The sequence below is a fragment of the Mycobacterium sp. P7213 genome (genome assembly GCF_900604305.1).
Classification (GTDB): Bacteria; Actinomycetota; Actinomycetes; order Mycobacteriales; family Mycobacteriaceae; genus Mycobacterium.
Window position 1 is genome coordinate 96,935 of the sequence record NZ_UWOA01000003.1, and the last position, 15,823, is coordinate 112,757.

13 protein-coding genes are annotated in these 15,823 nt (G+C 66.5%); 11 read left to right on the forward strand and 2 right to left on the reverse strand.

The annotated features are described in order from the left end of the window. Positions 1-17 precede the first annotated feature (17 nt). From EJK91_RS02255 to EJK91_RS02285, 7 genes are all read left to right on the forward strand, one after another. Positions 18-3,968 (forward strand): DNA-directed RNA polymerase subunit beta', encoded by a 3,951-nt coding sequence (locus tag EJK91_RS02255; RefSeq protein ID WP_024440999.1) that lies wholly within the window; start codon positions 18-20, stop codon positions 3,966-3,968. 153 nt (positions 3,969-4,121) lie between these two features. Further along, positions 4,122-5,603: a glutamate--cysteine ligase gene (locus EJK91_RS02260; protein WP_024441000.1), complete on the forward strand. Its 1,482-nt coding sequence runs from the start codon at positions 4,122-4,124 to the stop codon at positions 5,601-5,603. 34 nt (positions 5,604-5,637) lie between these two features. After that, positions 5,638-6,396: a deoxyribonuclease IV gene (locus EJK91_RS02265; RefSeq protein ID WP_125078147.1), complete on the forward strand. Its 759-nt coding sequence runs from the start codon at positions 5,638-5,640 to the stop codon at positions 6,394-6,396. Positions 6,397-6,728: 332 nt separating this feature from the next. Beyond that, positions 6,729-8,369: an acyl-CoA dehydrogenase family protein gene (locus EJK91_RS02270; protein ID WP_125078148.1), complete on the forward strand. Its 1,641-nt coding sequence runs from the start codon at positions 6,729-6,731 to the stop codon at positions 8,367-8,369. 14 nt (positions 8,370-8,383) lie between these two features. Continuing rightward, positions 8,384-9,319, forward strand: coding sequence for a crotonase/enoyl-CoA hydratase family protein (locus EJK91_RS02275; protein ID WP_125078149.1), 936 nt, complete (start codon positions 8,384-8,386; stop codon positions 9,317-9,319). A gap of 29 nt (positions 9,320-9,348) precedes the next feature. Continuing rightward, positions 9,349-10,062 carry a PaaX family transcriptional regulator C-terminal domain-containing protein gene (locus tag EJK91_RS02280; protein ID WP_125078170.1) on the forward strand — a complete coding sequence of 238 codons (714 nt, stop codon included), beginning with the start codon at positions 9,349-9,351 and terminating at the stop codon, positions 10,060-10,062. After that, the gene (locus EJK91_RS02285; protein ID WP_125078150.1) at positions 10,059-10,820 is read left to right on the forward strand and encodes a crotonase/enoyl-CoA hydratase family protein; all 762 of its coding nucleotides are present in this window, start codon (positions 10,059-10,061) and stop codon (positions 10,818-10,820) included. Before EJK91_RS02280 ends, EJK91_RS02285 begins: the two co-directional genes overlap by 4 nt. A 106-nt stretch (positions 10,821-10,926) precedes the next feature. Here EJK91_RS02285 and EJK91_RS02290 read toward each other — a convergent pair whose 3' ends face one another. Both EJK91_RS02290 and EJK91_RS02295 read right to left on the reverse strand, forming a co-directional pair. After that, positions 10,927-11,337, reverse strand: coding sequence for a DUF3060 domain-containing protein (locus EJK91_RS02290; RefSeq protein ID WP_024441006.1), 411 nt, complete (start codon positions 11,335-11,337; stop codon positions 10,927-10,929). Beyond that, positions 11,334-11,699, reverse strand: coding sequence for a DUF3060 domain-containing protein (locus tag EJK91_RS02295; RefSeq protein ID WP_024441007.1), 366 nt, complete (start codon positions 11,697-11,699; stop codon positions 11,334-11,336). Before EJK91_RS02295 ends, EJK91_RS02290 begins: the two co-directional genes overlap by 4 nt. Positions 11,700-11,839: 140 nt before the next feature. Here EJK91_RS02295 and EJK91_RS02300 point away from each other — a divergent pair, with 140 nt between their 5' ends. The 4 genes from EJK91_RS02300 (at position 11,840) to fusA (ending at position 15,748) form a co-directional block, all read left to right on the forward strand. Next, entirely contained in the window at positions 11,840-12,469 is a 630-nt protein-coding gene (locus EJK91_RS02300) for a TetR/AcrR family transcriptional regulator (protein WP_125078151.1), read from the forward strand. Positions 12,470-12,728: 259 nt separating this feature from the next. Further along, the gene (gene rpsL, locus EJK91_RS02305; protein ID WP_007767794.1) at positions 12,729-13,103 is read left to right on the forward strand and encodes a 30S ribosomal protein S12; all 375 of its coding nucleotides are present in this window, start codon (positions 12,729-12,731) and stop codon (positions 13,101-13,103) included. Next, a complete protein-coding gene (gene rpsG / locus EJK91_RS02310; protein ID WP_024441009.1) occupies positions 13,103-13,573 on the forward strand; it encodes a 30S ribosomal protein S7 in 471 nt (156 codons plus the stop codon). The genes rpsL and rpsG overlap by 1 nt, the downstream gene beginning before the upstream one ends. A gap of 72 nt (positions 13,574-13,645) precedes the next feature. After that, on the forward strand, positions 13,646-15,748 hold the full coding sequence (gene fusA / locus EJK91_RS02315; RefSeq protein WP_125078152.1) for an elongation factor G: 2,103 nt from the start codon (positions 13,646-13,648) through the stop codon (positions 15,746-15,748). Positions 15,749-15,823 lie beyond the last annotated feature (75 nt).

A 15,823-nucleotide genomic window follows, 5' to 3' on the forward strand; every position in this document is an offset into this window, starting at 1 on the left:
AGGGGAAAGGGAGTTACGTGCTCGACGTCAACTTCTTCGATGAGCTCCGCATCGGCCTGGCGACCGCGGAGGACATCCGGCAATGGTCCTACGGTGAGGTCAAGAAGCCGGAAACGATCAACTACCGCACGCTCAAGCCCGAGAAGGACGGCCTGTTCTGCGAGAAGATCTTCGGACCGACTCGCGACTGGGAGTGCTACTGCGGCAAGTACAAGCGGGTGCGCTTCAAGGGCATCATCTGTGAGCGCTGTGGCGTCGAGGTGACTCGCGCCAAGGTGCGTCGTGAGCGGATGGGCCACATCGAACTGGCCGCCCCGGTCACCCACATCTGGTACTTCAAGGGCGTGCCGTCTCGCTTGGGTTACCTGCTGGACTTGGCGCCCAAGGACCTCGAAAAGATCATCTACTTCGCGGCCTACGTGATCACCAGCGTCGACACCGAGATGCGCCACAACGAGCTGTCCACGCTGGAAGCCGAGATGGTCGTCGAGAAGAAGGCCGTCGAGGACCAGCGCGACGCCGACCTGGAGGCCCGCGCCCAGAAGCTCGAGACCGACCTGGCCGAGCTGGAGGCCGAGGGCGCGAAAGCCGATGTGCGCCGCAAGGTTCGCGACGGCGGCGAGCGCGAGATGCGTCAGCTGCGCGACCGTGCTCAGCGTGAATTGGACCGCCTCGACAACATCTGGGACACCTTCGTCAAGCTGGCTCCCAAGCAGCTGATCGTCGACGAGACCGTCTACCGCGAGCTGGTGGACCGCTACGGCGAGTACTTCACCGGTGCCATGGGTGCCGAGTCGATCCAGAAGCTCATCGAGACCTTCGACATCGACGCCGAGGCCGAGCTGCTGCGCGACATCATTAAGAACGGCAAGGGGCAGAAGAAGCTTCGTGCCCTCAAGCGCCTCAAGGTGGTCGCCGCATTCCAGCAGTCGGGTAACTCCCCGATGGGCATGGTTCTGGACGCGGTGCCGGTGATCCCGCCGGAGCTGCGTCCGATGGTGCAGCTTGACGGTGGCCGCTTCGCGACCTCCGACCTCAACGACCTGTACCGCCGGGTCATCAACCGCAACAACCGCCTCAAGCGACTGATCGACCTCGGCGCCCCCGAGATCATCGTCAACAACGAGAAGCGGATGCTGCAGGAGTCCGTCGACGCGCTGTTCGACAACGGACGTCGTGGCCGGCCGGTCACCGGACCGGGCAACCGTCCGCTGAAGTCGCTCTCCGACCTGCTCAAGGGCAAGCAGGGCCGGTTCCGTCAGAACCTGCTCGGCAAGCGTGTCGACTACTCCGGCCGTTCGGTCATCGTGGTCGGCCCGCAGCTCAAGCTGCACCAGTGCGGTCTGCCCAAGCTGATGGCCCTGGAGCTGTTCAAGCCGTTCGTGATGAAGCGACTGGTTGACCTCAACCACGCGCAGAACATCAAGAGCGCCAAGCGGATGGTGGAGCGTCAGCGTCCTCAGGTGTGGGACGTCCTCGAAGAGGTCATCGCCGAGCACCCGGTGCTGCTCAACCGTGCACCCACGCTGCACCGCCTGGGCATTCAGGCCTTCGAGCCGCAGCTGGTGGAAGGCAAGGCCATTCAGCTGCACCCGCTGGTGTGTGAGGCCTTCAACGCCGACTTCGACGGTGACCAGATGGCGGTGCACCTGCCGCTGAGCGCCGAGGCGCAGGCCGAGGCCCGCATCCTGATGCTGTCGTCGAACAACATCCTGTCGCCGGCCTCGGGTCGGCCGCTGGCCATGCCGCGTCTGGACATGGTCACCGGGCTGTACTACCTGACCACCGAGATCGAAGGTGAGACAGGCGAATACACCCCGGCAGCCAAGGACCGCCCGGAGACCGGCGTGTACGCCTCGCCAGCCGAGGCGATCATGGCCGTCGACCGTGGTGCGTTGAGCGTGCGGGCCAGGATCAAGGTGCGTCTGGACCAGCTGCGGCCGCCGGCCGAGGTGGAGACCGAGCTGTTCGGGGTCAACGGCTGGCGCCCGGGCGGTGCCTGGATCGCCGAGACCACGCTGGGCCGGGTGTTGTTCAACGAGCTGCTGCCGACCGGCTACCCGTTCGTGAACAAGCAGATGCACAAGAAGGTTCAGGCCGTCATCATCAACGACCTGGCTGAGCGCTACCCGATGATTGTGGTCGCCCAGACCGTCGACAAGCTCAAGGACGCCGGCTTCCACTGGGCCACCCGTTCGGGTGTCACGGTTTCGATGGCCGACGTGCTGGTGCCGCCGCGCAAGAAGGAGATCCTCGACTCCTACGAGGAGCGTGCCGACAAGCTGGAGAAGCAGTTCCAGCGTGGCGCTCTCAACCGCGAAGAGCGCAACGAGGCGCTGGTGGAGATCTGGAAGGAAGCCACCGAGGAAGTGGGTCAGGCGCTGCGTGACCACTACCCGGCCGACAACCCGATCATCACCATCGTCGACTCCGGTGCTACGGGTAACTTCACCCAGACCCGGACGCTGGCCGGCATGAAGGGTCTGGTGACCAACCCGAAGGGTGAGTTCATCCCGCGCCCGATCAAGTCCTCCTTCCGTGAGGGCCTGACGGTGTTGGAGTACTTCATCAACACCCACGGCGCCCGAAAGGGCTTGGCGGACACCGCCCTGCGTACCGCTGACTCGGGTTACCTGACGCGTCGTCTGGTCGACGTGTCCCAGGACGTGATCGTGCGCGAGCACGACTGCGGCACCGAGCGCGGCATCATGGTGGAGCTGGCCGAGGTGGCCGCGGACGGATCGCTGATCCGCAACCCGTTCATCGAGACGTCGGCCTACGCCCGCACGTTGGCCGTCGACGCGGCCGACGAGAAGGGCAAGGTCGTCATCGAGCGCGGCCACGACCTCGGCGACCCGTCGATCGAGGCGCTGCTGGCTGCCGGCATCGCGCAGGTAAAGGTGCGCTCGGTGTTGACCTGCGCCACCGGAACCGGCGTGTGTGCCACCTGCTACGGCCGCTCGATGGCCACCGGCAAGCTGGTCGACATCGGTGAGGCGGTCGGTATCGTCGCGGCCCAGTCCATCGGTGAGCCCGGTACTCAGCTGACCATGCGTACCTTCCACCAGGGTGGCGTCGGTGACGACATCACCGGTGGTCTGCCGCGTGTGCAGGAGCTGTTCGAGGCCCGGATTCCGCGCGGCAAGGCGCCGATCGCCGACGTCGCCGGACGGGTGCAGCTGGAAGAGGGCGAGAAGTTCTACAAGATCACGATCGTGCCGGATGACGGTGGCGAGGAAGTGGTCTACGACAAGCTGCCCAAGCGCCAGCGGCTGCGCGTGTTCAAGCACGAGGACGGCTCGGAGCGGTTGCTGGCTGACGGCGACCACGTCGAGGTCGGCCAGCAGCTCATGGAGGGCTCGGCCGACCCGCACGAGGTGCTGCGTGTGCAGGGCCCGCGCGAGGTGCAGATCCACCTGGTCAACGAGGTTCAGCAGGTCTACCGGGCCCAGGGTGTGTCGATCCATGACAAGCACATCGAGGTGATCGTCCGGCAGATGCTGCGCCGGGTGACCATCATCGACTCGGGCGCCACGGAGTTCCTGCCCGGTTCGCTGACCGAGCGGGCCGAGTTCGAGACCGCGAACCGTCGGGTGGTGGCTGAGGGCCTCGAGCCCGCGGCCGGACGTCCGGTGCTGATGGGTATCACCAAGGCGTCGCTGGCCACCGACTCGTGGCTGTCGGCGGCGTCCTTCCAGGAGACCACGCGCGTGCTGACCGATGCGGCGATCAACTGCCGCAGCGACAAGCTGCAGGGTCTGAAGGAGAATGTGATCATCGGCAAGCTGATCCCGGCCGGCACCGGCATCAACCGGTACCGCAACATCGCCGTGCAGCCCACCGAGGAGGCCCGGGCCGCTGCGTACACGATCCCGTCCTACGAGGATCAGTACTACAGCCCGGACTTCGGCGCCGCCACCGGTGCCGCGGTTCCGCTGGACGACTACGGGTACAGCGACTACCGCTAGATCCGTTCTGCGCGAGCAGTCCCGAAAGCCCCCATTTCGAACTCGAAATGGGGGCTTTCGCGTCTTGTCGCGGCGCGGGTGAGGAGCTTTGCACAGGGGGAGGCGGGCCTGCCCAGGTTGCGGCCGGCCGCCAGACCGGGTTGCATCGTTGAGATGGGGGACGAAGTCAACCGCACCGCCTACTCGCGCACCCAGCGTCGCCAATACCGGCGCAAGATTCAGCAGTGCCTGGACGTCTTCGAGACGATGCTGGCGCAGGCCAGCTTCGAGTGTGAGCCGCCGCTGACCGGTATGGAGATCGAGGGCAACCTGATCGGCGACGACCATCACCCGGCCATGTCGAATGCCGGCGTGTTGTCCTCGATCGACGATCCGGCATTCCAACGGGAACTGGGCTCCTACAACATCGAATTCAACGTGCCGCCTCGTCAGTTCACCGCGCGCGCAGCCCTGGAACTGGAAGCCGAGGTGCGTGCCAGCCTCAATGACGCGCAGGCCAAAGCCCGCACAAACGATGCGGGCATCGTCATGATCGGCATCCTGCCCACCCTGATGCCCGAACATCTGGCCGGTGACTGGATGAGTGATTCGGCGCGGTACGCGGCGCTCAATGACTCGATCTTCGCGGCGCGAGGCGAAGACATCGACATCGACATCGACGGCCCCGAGCCGCTGAATCTGCACGCGGAGAACATCGCACCGGAATCGGCTTGCACCAGCATGCAGTTGCACCTGCAGGTCTCGCCGGCCGACTTCGCCAACTACTGGAACGCCGCCCAGGTACTGGCCGGCCCGCAACTGGCGATCGGCGCCAACTCGCCCTACTTCTTCGGTCACCGCCTGTGGGCGGAGACCCGGGTGGAGTTGTTCGCGCAGTCCACCGACACCCGACCCGACGAACTGAAGAACCAGGGGGTGCGGCCCCGGGTGTGGTTCGGCGAGCGGTGGATCACCTCGATCTTCGACCTGTTCGAGGAGAACGTGCGTTACTTCCCGTCGCTGCTTCCCGAAGTCTCCGAGGAGGACCCGGCCGACGAGCTGGCCCGGGGACGCACCCCGCAACTGGCCGAGCTGCGGCTGCACAACGGCACGGTGTACCGCTGGAATCGCCCGGTTTACGACGTGGTCGACGGAAGACCGCACCTGCGGGTGGAGAACCGGGTCCTGCCCTCGGGTCCCACTGTCGCCGACATGGTGGCCAATGCGGTGTTCTACTACGGGCTGCTGCGCAGCCTGGCCCTCGACCAGCGCCCGCTGTGGACCCAGATGAGTTTTGCGGTGGCACACGACAACTTTCGCCGCGCCGCGCGCCTGGGTATGGATGCCCGGCTGTTCTGGCCGGAGCTGGGCGAGGTGAGCGTGGCGGAACTGACCCGGCGTGAGTTGTTGCCGCTCGCCCGCCACGGGCTCGAGGAGTGGGGCGTGGCCGCCGAGGTGATCGACCGGTTCCTCGGCATCATCGCCGACCGGGTGGCAACCGGACGCAACGGCGCCACCTGGCAGGTGTCGACGGTCCGCGCGCTACAGGCCCAGGGCTTGAGCCGGCAGGACGCATTGGCGGAGATGCTGAGCCGCTACTGCACACACATGCACACCAACCAGCCGGTGCACACCTGGCCGACAGAACTGGGCTGAGGTGGCCGGTCGCGGCGCCGGTAGGCTGGCCGCCGTGTTGATCGGATCCCATGTGCGCCCGCAGAATCCGCTGGCGGCCGCGGAAGCCGAGGGCGCCGATGTGGTGCAGATCTTCCTCGGTAACCCGCAGAGTTGGAAGCCACCCAAACCGCGCGAGGACGCGGCGCAACTTCGCGCGGCGGCGCTGCCGATCTATGTGCATGCGCCGTATCTGATCAACGTCGCCTCGCCGAACAACCGGGTGCGCATCCCGTCGCGCACCATCTTGCAGCAGACCTGCGAGGCGGCCGCTGACATCGGCGCGGCCGCGGTGATCGTGCACGGTGGCCACGTGACGGCCGACGACGACGACCCGCAGGCCGGGTTCGCGCGGTGGCGCAAGGCGCTGGACCGTCTGGAGAGCACCGTCCCGGTGTACCTGGAGAACACCGCGGGCGGCGACTATGCGATGGCCCGCCACTTCGACACCATCGCCAAACTGTGGGACCACATCGGTGACACCGGCGTCGGGTTCTGCCTGGACACCTGCCACACCTGGGCGGCCGGGGAATCCCTGCCCGACGCTGTGGAGCGCATCAAGGCGATCACCGGCCGCATCGATCTGGTGCACTGCAACGACTCCAAGGACGCGCCCGGCTCCGGACGGGACCGGCACGCCAACTTCGGTGACGGCCAGATCGACCCCGACCTGTTGGTCGCCGTGGTCGAGGCCGCCGGTGCCCCGGTGATCTGCGAGACCGCAGAGGAGGGCCGCAAGGCCGACATAGCGTTCCTGCGTGAGCGGCTGAGTTGACCGGCGCCCGGGGTGCCGACCGGCCGAAAAAACATCCGAAATGACTGATTTGTCACGCAATGGGCGACATTGGGTCGGTTGTGTGCTACAACTTTCCTAGGCGCCGTGACCGCGGCAGCTGCGCACACGTCTCAGGACTGGAGGGGGTCCAAATGCCTGAGCGACACCAGCATGGTGTGGGGGGAGTGCGCAGCACCTAGTCCGGCGCCCCAAAACGACGGCGGTCACAGCTTGGAACCTCCCGACCCCAGGCTGTGACCGCCGTTTTTATGTGCCGACATCAATTTTATTACACCCATTGTGCATGCGTGCAAAAACTGTAATATTCGGCTATGGCCGATACGCACATCGTCACCAACCAGGTCCTTCCGTTGGAAGGCTATAACCCGGCGTCGTCCCCGGTCCTCATCGAGTCGCTGATCCGCGAGGGCGGCCAATGGGGCGTCGACGAAGTCACCGACCTCGGTGCGACTTCCGGATCCAAGCAGGTGCAACGCTGGGGCGCGCTGGCCGACCGCCACCGGCCGGTGCTGCACACCCACGACGTCGTCGGTAACCGGATCGACGAAGTGGAATACGACCCGGCCTACCACGAGCTGATGCGCACCGCGATTGCCCACGGCCTGCACGCGGCCCCATGGGCCGACCCGCGACCCGGCGCACATGTCGTCCGCGCCGCGCAGACCGGGGTGTGGACCGCCGAGCCGGGCCACGTCTGTCCGATCTCGATGACCTACGCGATCGTGCCCGCGCTGCGCCACAACGCCGAACTCGCCAAGACCTACGAGCCCCTGCTGACCAGCCGGGTCTACGACCCCGAGTTGAAGGTGCCGGCCACCAAGGCCGGCATCACCGCCGGGATGTCGATGACCGAAAAGCAGGGCGGCTCCGATGTGCGCGCCGGTACCACCCAGGCGGTGCCGAACGCTGATGGCAGCTACACCCTGACAGGGCACAAATGGTTCACCTCCGCGCCGATGTGCGACGTGTTCCTGGTGCTGGCGCAGGCTCCCGGCGGACTGAGCTGTTTCTTCCTGCCCCGGATCCTGCCTGACGGCACCCGCAACCGGATGCGGCTGCAGCGGCTCAAGGACAAGCTCGGCAACCACGCCAACGCCTCCAGTGAGATCGAGTACGAGGGCGCRACCGCCTGGCTGGTGGGGGAGGAGGGCCGCGGGGTCTCGGTCATCATCGAGATGGTCAACCTCACCCGCCTGGACTGCGCGCTGGGCAGTGCCACCAGCATGCGGATGGGACTGGCTCGCGCCAGCTACCACGCCCAGCACCGCAAGGCGTTCGGCGCTTACCTGATCGACCAGCCACTGATGCGTAACGTGCTGGCCGACCTGGCGGTGGAGGCCGAGGCCGCCACCATGGTGTCGATGCGGATGGCCGGCGCCACCGACAAGGCGGTCCGCGGAGATGAACGGGAGGGCCTGCTGCGCCGGATCGGGCTGGCAGCCACCAAGTATTGGGTATGCAAGCGCGCCACCCCGCACGCCGCCGAGGCGATGGAATGCCTGGGCGGCAACGGCTACATCGAGGACTCCCTGATGCCGCGGCTCTACCGGGAGGCACCGTTGATGGGCATCTGGGAAGGTTCGGGCAACGTCAGCGCCCTGGACACCCTGCGCGCCCTGGCCACCCAGCCCCAATCGGTGGCCGTGCTCTTCGATGAGCTCGCCGAGACCGCCGGCCAGGATCACCGCCTCGACGCCCACGTCGACGCGTTGAAAGCCCGGCTGGCGGACCTGGGCGCCGACGTGGTCGCCGCCCAGTACCAGGCGCGCAAGATCGCCGAGGACATCTGCCTGGCGTTGCAGGGCGGGTTGCTGGTCCGCCACGGCCACCCGGCCGTCGCCGAGGCGTTCCTGGCGACGCGGCTCGGCGGCCAATGGGGTGGTGCGTTCGGCACCCTGCCGGCCAGCCTCGACCTCGGGCCGATCATCGAGCGTGCCCTGGTCAAGGGCTGAGGTCAGCGCACGCCATGCGACACCACATCGCCCCGGTCGAGTTCGACAACCTTCGGACGATGACCTACGAGGTCACCGACCGCATCGCCCGGATCACCTTCAACCGCCCGGAACACGGCAACGCCATCACGGCCGACACCCCGCTGGAACTGTCGGCGCTGGTGGAACGCGCCGACCTGGATCCCCACGTGCATGTGATCCTGGTGTCGGGTCGCGGCGAGGGATTCTGCGCCGGATTCGACCTGGGCGCCTACGCCGAAGGCTCAGCGTCGGCGGGCGGGGAGAACTACCGGGGCAGTGTGCTCGACGGTAAGACACAGGCGACCAACCACCGCTCGGATCAGCCGTGGGATCCGATGATCGACTACCAGATGATGAGCCGCTTCGTCCGCGGCTTCGCCTCACTGATGCACGCCGACAAGCCCACCGTGGTCAAGATCCACGGCTACTGCGTGGCCGGTGGCACCGACATCGCGCTCCACGCCGACCAGGTGATCGCGGCGTCCGACGCCAAGATCGGCTACCCGCCGATGCGGGTCTGGGGAGTGCCGGCGGCCGGGCTGTGGGCGCACCGTCTCGGCGACCAGCGTGCCAAACGTCTACTGCTGACCGGAGATTGCATCAGCGGAGCCCAGGCCGCCGAATGGGGCCTGGCGATCGAGGCCCCCGACCCCGCTGATCTCGACGAGCGCACCGAACACCTAGTGGCCCGTATCGCCGCCATGCCGGTCAACCAACTGATCATGGCCAAACTCGCCCTCAACACCGCACTGCTCCAGCAGGGCGTGGCCACCAGCCGCATGGTCAGCACCGTGTTCGACGGGGTGGCGCGGCACACGCCGGAGGGGCACGCATTCGTCGCCGACGCGGTGCAGCACGGGTTCCGCGACGCGGTGCGGCACCGCGACGAACCGTTCGGCGACTACGGCCGGAAGACTTCCGGGGTCTAGGCGGCCACCCGATGTCAAAGCCAGTGCGTATGACGGCCCGCTCGGTAGTCCTGTCGGTGCTGCTGGGGGCCCACCCCGCATCGGCCACGGCGGCTGAATTGCTGCGATTGACAATGGGCTTCGGGATCAAAGAAACAGCCTTGCGGGTGGCGCTGACCCGGTTGGTCGCGGCCGGGGACCTGGTCCGCTCGGTCGAGGGGTACGGGCTGTCCGAGCGTCTGCTGGAGCGACAGCGTCTCCAGGACGCGGCGCTGAATCCGCAGACCAAGCGCTGGGACGGTGGCTGGCTGGCCGTGGTGATCACCAGCATCGGCTGCGATGCGCGAACCCGGGCGGCTTTGCGCTCGGGGTTGGTTAACCGGCGCTTCGCCGAGCTGCGCGAGGGATTCTGGATGCGCCCGGACAACATCGACGTCGAGCTGGGCGAGGAGCTCGGGAGATACACCCGGTTGCTCACCGCTCGCGACGAGAAGCCCGCTGACTTGGCCGCCACGCTGTGGGATCTGGCGGGGTGGTCGCAGACTGGCCACGAGCTGCTGGCCGCGATGGCCGACGCCGAGGACATACCAAGCCGCTTCATCGTGGCGGCGGCCATGGTTCGCCACCTGCGCCTCGACCCGGTGCTGCCACCCGAACTGCTTCCTGCGGACTGGCCGGGGACCCGGATCCGCAGTGGCTACGCAGAGTTCGCCAATGAACTGGGCGCGCGACGCGACGCGGACCGAGAGGCGGTGCTGCGATGAGTGCGGTGCGCGTGGAGCGCAGTGGCCCGGTCACCACGGTGATCCTGGATCGGCCGCAGGCCCGTAACGCCGTCGACGGCCCGACCGCCGCCGCGCTGTATCAGGCGTTCGACGAGTTCAACCGCGATGCGAGCGCGTCGGTTGCCGTGCTGTGGGGCGACCACGGAACCTTCTGCGCGGGAGCCGATCTCAAAGCAATGGGTACGCCGAACGCCAATCAGACCCACCGCAGCGGGCCTGGCCCCATGGGTCCGACCCGAATGATGTTGTCCAAACCGGTGATTGCCGCGGTCAGCGGCTACGCGGTGGCCGGTGGCCTGGAGTTGGCGCTGTGGTGTGACATGCGAGTGGTCGAGGCCGACGCGAACTTCGGCGTGTTCTGCCGACGCTGGGGCGTTCCGCTTATCGACGGCGGCACCGTGCGATTACCCAGACTGATCGGCCACAGTCGCGCCATGGACATGATCCTCACCGGCCGTGCCGTCGACGCCGAAGAGGCGCTCGCGATCGGACTGGCCAATCGTGTTGTCCCGATGGGGGAGGCGCGGAGCGCGGCCGAGCAGCTGGCCCGCGAACTGGCGGAGTTGCCACAGGGTTGCCTGCGCTCGGATCGGTTGTCGGCGCTGCGGCAGTGGGGCATGACCGAATCCCACGCGATGGACGCCGAATTCGAAAGCATCGAGCGGGTTGCCGACGAGGCGCTGCGTGGGGCGGGCCGCTTCGCCGGCGGGGCCGGCCGCCACGGCGCTAAAGCGTGACGCCGGCGGCCCGTCCCCCGCAAGCGGGAGGTACCCCCAGCACCCGGCTTCGCCGCGCTTGCGACCGCCGCGAGGCTTGACGCCGGGGAGTCCCGCCGGCGGCCCGTCAGCGTCTGTCGGCGACGGTGTTACCCGACCCGCGGTTGTCGATCTTGGGATCGCCGCCGCGGTAGGTGACGGAGTTGTTGAGCCCGGTGATCGTCAGCGTCTTGTCGACGCGCTCGATGGTGATGCGGTTGTCGGCACCGGCTACGTTCACCGCCTCGCAGCGGCCCCGGACAGTCAGCTTGTTGTTCGAACCGGCCACATTCAGCGATTTGCCGTCGGCACAGTCCAGGGCCGATGTCGCACCGAACGACTCGTATCTGATCGTGTTGGCGAACCGGCCGTCGAAGTTCTGCGAGATCCGCGAGGACTTGGGCGGCGCCTCCGACTCGCAGCCGGTGAGCACTACCGTAAGCAGCGTGATTCCGCCGGCCAGCAGCGAGCAGAGATTGACCCGGAGAACGTGGGTCACGCCGGTACGCGTTGGAGCCGGTTGGTCATCCCCAGCTCGCGTCCCCGGTCGAACAGCAGCGGGTCGCCATTGTGGAAGTACACGGTCGTGTCGTTACCGTAGACGGTGACGTCGTTGACGATGGTGTCGGCGATCACGGTGTTTTGCGAGCCCTGCGTGGTAACCGCGTAGCAGGTGCCCATCGCGTGGATGGTTAGGTTGACGCCGTTGATGAACAGCGTCCCGCCGTCGCAGTCCAGCGTGTGCGTCTCGTGCACCCCGTAGATGTGGATGTCGCCGGGTACGGCCTGAGCGCTCGCGGCTGCCACCAGCGAACCGGCGGCCAAACCGAGCAACGCACTAGCCAGAGCGGTCCATTTCATCGCCGAGCCCCTCTCACCGGACGCAATCTCGGCAAAGCTTACGTCGCACCAGCTGGCGCGTACTCGGGTTCCCCCACTAATTGGTCCATTAGAGTTCTGTGCTGATCTCCTCCCGCCGCACGATACGAAGGGCGTACGCCATGTCAGCTCGACCAGACCCGCCCGCAGCGGCGGGTCGCTCGCGCGCCAACGGCAAATCGGGGGCGCGCCCGGTCAAGCTGAGCCGGGAAGTCATCGTCAACGCGGCTTTGAATTTCCTGGACCGTGAGGGCTGGGACGCGTTGACCATCAACGCGTTGGCCACCCAGCTGGGCACCAAGGGCCCGTCGCTGTATAACCACGTGCACAGCCTCAACGACCTGCGCCGCGCCATGCGGATGCGGGTGATCGATGACATTCTCGAGATGCTGACCCAAGTCGGGCAGGGCCGCGCCCGCGATGATGCGGTGCTGGTGATGGCCGGTGCCTACCGCAGCTATGCCCATCACCACCCCGGCCGGTATTCGGCGTTCACGCGGATGCCATTGGGCGGCGACGATCCGGAGTACACCGCCGCAGCCAGCCGGGCCGCCGCCCCGGTCATCGAAGTGTTGGAGTCGTACGGGCTCGAAGGGGACCGGGCGTTTCACGCGGCGCTGGAGTTCTGGGCGGCGATGCACGGCTTTGTCCTGTTGGAGATGACCGGCGTGATGGACGATGTGGACACCGACGCTGTCTTCTCCGACATGGTGCGCAGGCTGGCCTCGGCGATGGACAGCCGCACCCAGTAGTGGCGCCGGGGCGGAGGGGCCGCGGGGGACGCTGGGCACGCGCTTTGACCTGCCGGAGTGCTGCCGGGTATTGTGGTAGCTCGTGCCTGGCCACGAGGCGCGTTTGGTGACATAACGCGCGCGCCTGGCCCAATTCGCATGTCCATTATGCAGCGGAGGAATCCGCGGCGGCCCATGCGACACGCCCGACCGCGGGGTAGCGGTGGGGCACAGACCGCGGATTACGACAGTTTTGAACAGCGATACAGGAAGCCGGTAGATGCCAACCATTCAGCAGCTGGTCCGTAAGGGCCGCCGCGACAAGGTCGCCAAGGTGAAGACCGCGGCCCTCAAGGGCAGCCCGCAGCGACGGGGCGTGTGCACCCGCGTGTACACCACCACCCCGAAGAAGCCGAACTCGGCGCTTCGCAAGGTGGCGCGCGTCAAGCTGACCAGCCAGGTGGAGGTGACCGCCTACATCCCGGGTGAGGGTCACAACCTGCAGGAGCACTCGATGGTGCTGGTGCGTGGTGGCCGGGTGAAGGACCTGCCGGGTGTGCGCTACAAGATCATCCGCGGCTCGCTGGACACCCAGGGAGTCAAGAACCGCAAGCAGGCCCGCAGCCGCTACGGCGCGAAGAAGGAGAAGAGCTGATGCCGCGCAAGGGCCCCGCACCCAAGCGTCCGCTGGTCAACGACCCCGTCTACGGGTCGCAGCTGGTTACCCAGCTGGTCAACAAGGTGCTGCTGGACGGCAAGAAGTCGCTGGCCGAGCGCATCGTCTACGGCGCTCTCGAGCAGGCTCGGGACAAGACCGGTACCGACCCGGTGGTGACGCTCAAGCGTGCTATGGACAACGTCAAGCCGGCTCTCGAGGTTCGCAGCCGCCGCGTCGGTGGTGCCACCTACCAGGTTCCGGTCGAGGTGCGCGCCGAGCGCTCCACCACGCTGGCACTGCGCTGGCTGGTCAGCTTCTCGCGGGCTCGCCGCGAGAAGACCATGATCGAGCGCCTGGCCAACGAGATCCTGGACGCCAGCAATGGCCTGGGTGCCGCCGTCAAGCGGCGTGAAGACACCCACAAGATGGCCGAGGCCAACCGGGCGTTCGCGCACTACCGCTGGTGATCACCCCGGCGTAACAGCCGGACACTTGCGACAACAAGCAATTGAAGTAACCGAAAGAGTGGGAAGACTGCTGTGGCACAGGATGTGCTGACTGACCTGAACAAGGTCCGCAATATCGGCATCATGGCGCACATCGATGCTGGTAAGACGACGACGACCGAGCGGATCCTGTACTACACCGGCGTCAACTACAAGATCGGTGAGACGCACGACGGTGCCTCCACGACCGACTGGATGGAGCAGGAGCAGGAGCGCGGCATCACCATCACCTCCGCCGCGGTGACCTGCTTCTGGAACAAGAACCAGATCAACATCATCGACACCCCGGGCCACGTCGACTTCACCGTCGAGGTGGAGCGCTCCCTGCGTGTTCTCGATGGCGCCGTTGCCGTGTTCGACGGCAAGGAGGGCGTGGAGCCGCAGTCCGAGCAGGTGTGGCGGCAGGCCGACAAGTACGACGTGCCCCGGATCTGCTTCGTCAACAAGATGGACAAGCTCGGTGCGGACTTCTACTTCACCGTGCGCACCATCGAAGAGCGCCTCGGCGCTCGCCCGCTGGTGATCCAGCTGCCGATCGGCGCGGAGAACGACTTCGAGGGCATCGTCGACCTGGTCGAGATGAACGCCAAGGTGTGGCGCGGCGAGACCAAGCTCGGTGAGACCTACGAGACCATCGAGATCCCGGCCGACCTGGCCGACAAGGCCGACGAGTACCGGACCGCTCTGCTGGAGGCAGTCGCCGAGACCGACGAGGCTCTGCTGGAGAAGTACCTCGGCGGCGAGGAGCTCTCGATTGAGGAGATCAAGGGCGGCATCCGCAAGCTGACGGTCTCGTCGGAGCTCTACCCGGTGCTGTGCGGCAGCGCGTTCAAGAACAAGGGTGTCCAGCCGATGCTGGACGCGGTGATCGACTACCTGCCGTCGCCGCTGGACGTCGAGTCCGTGCAGGGCCACGTGCCCGGCAAGGAAGACGAGGTCATCAGCCGCAAGCCCAGCATCGACGAGCCGTTCTCGGCGCTGGCGTTCAAGATCGCGGTGCACCCCTTCTTCGGCAAGCTCACCTACGTCCGGGTGTACTCGGGCAAGGTGGAGTCCGGCACGCAGGTGGTCAACTCGACCAAGGGCAAGAAGGAGCGGCTGGGCAAGCTGTTCCAGATGCACTCCAACAAGGAGAACCCGGTCGACTCGGCGTTCGCCGGCCACATCTACGCGATGATCGGCCTGAAGGACACCACCACCGGCGACACGCTGTGCGACCCGAACAACCAGATCGTGCTGGAGTCGATGACGTTCCCGGCACCGGTCATCGAGGTGGCCATCGAGCCCAAGACCAAGAGTGACCAGGAGAAGCTGAGCCTGGCCATCCAGAAGCTGGCCGAAGAGGACCCGACCTTCAAGGTCCACCTCGACCAGGAGACCGGTCAGACCGTGATCGGCGGCATGGGCGAGCTGCACCTGGACATCCTGGTGGACCGCATGCGCCGCGAGTTCAAGGTCGAGGCCAACGTCGGCAAGCCGCAGGTGGCCTACAAGGAGACCATCCGCCGCAAGGTGGAGAAGGTCGAATACACCCACAAGAAGCAGACGGGTGGCTCGGGCCAGTTCGCGAAGGTCCTCATCGACATCGAACCGTTCACCGGCGAAGACGGTGCGACCTACGAGTTCGAGAACAAGGTCACCGGTGGCCGCGTGCCCCGCGAGTACATTCCCGCGGTGGACGCCGGGGCCCAGGACGCCATGCAGTACGGCGTGCTGGCCGGCTACCCGCTGGTCAACATCAAGGTCACCCTGACCGACGGTCAGTACCACGACGTCGACTCCTCCGAGATGGCCTTCAAGGTGGCCGGCTCGCAGGCACTGAAGAAGGCTGCCGCTGCCGCGCAGCCGGTGATCCTGGAACCGATCATGGCCGTTGAGGTCACCACGCCCGAGGACTACATGGGCGATGTGATCGGCGACCTGAACTCCCGCCGTGGCCAGATTCAGGCCATGGAGGAGCGCAGCGGTGCGCGCGTCGTCAAGGCGCAGGTGCCGCTGTCGGAGATGTTCGGCTACGTCGGAGACTTGCGGTCGAAGACCCAGGGCCGGGCGAACTACTCCATGGTGTTCGACTCCTACGCCGAAGTGCCGGCGCAGGTGGCGAAGGAGATTATCGCGAAGGCAACGGGCGAGTAACCAGCTTCCCGCCCGTGCCGCTACGGTGGCACAAACCAAAAAAGATCAATCCTGCTGTAACCCAGCACCAACAAG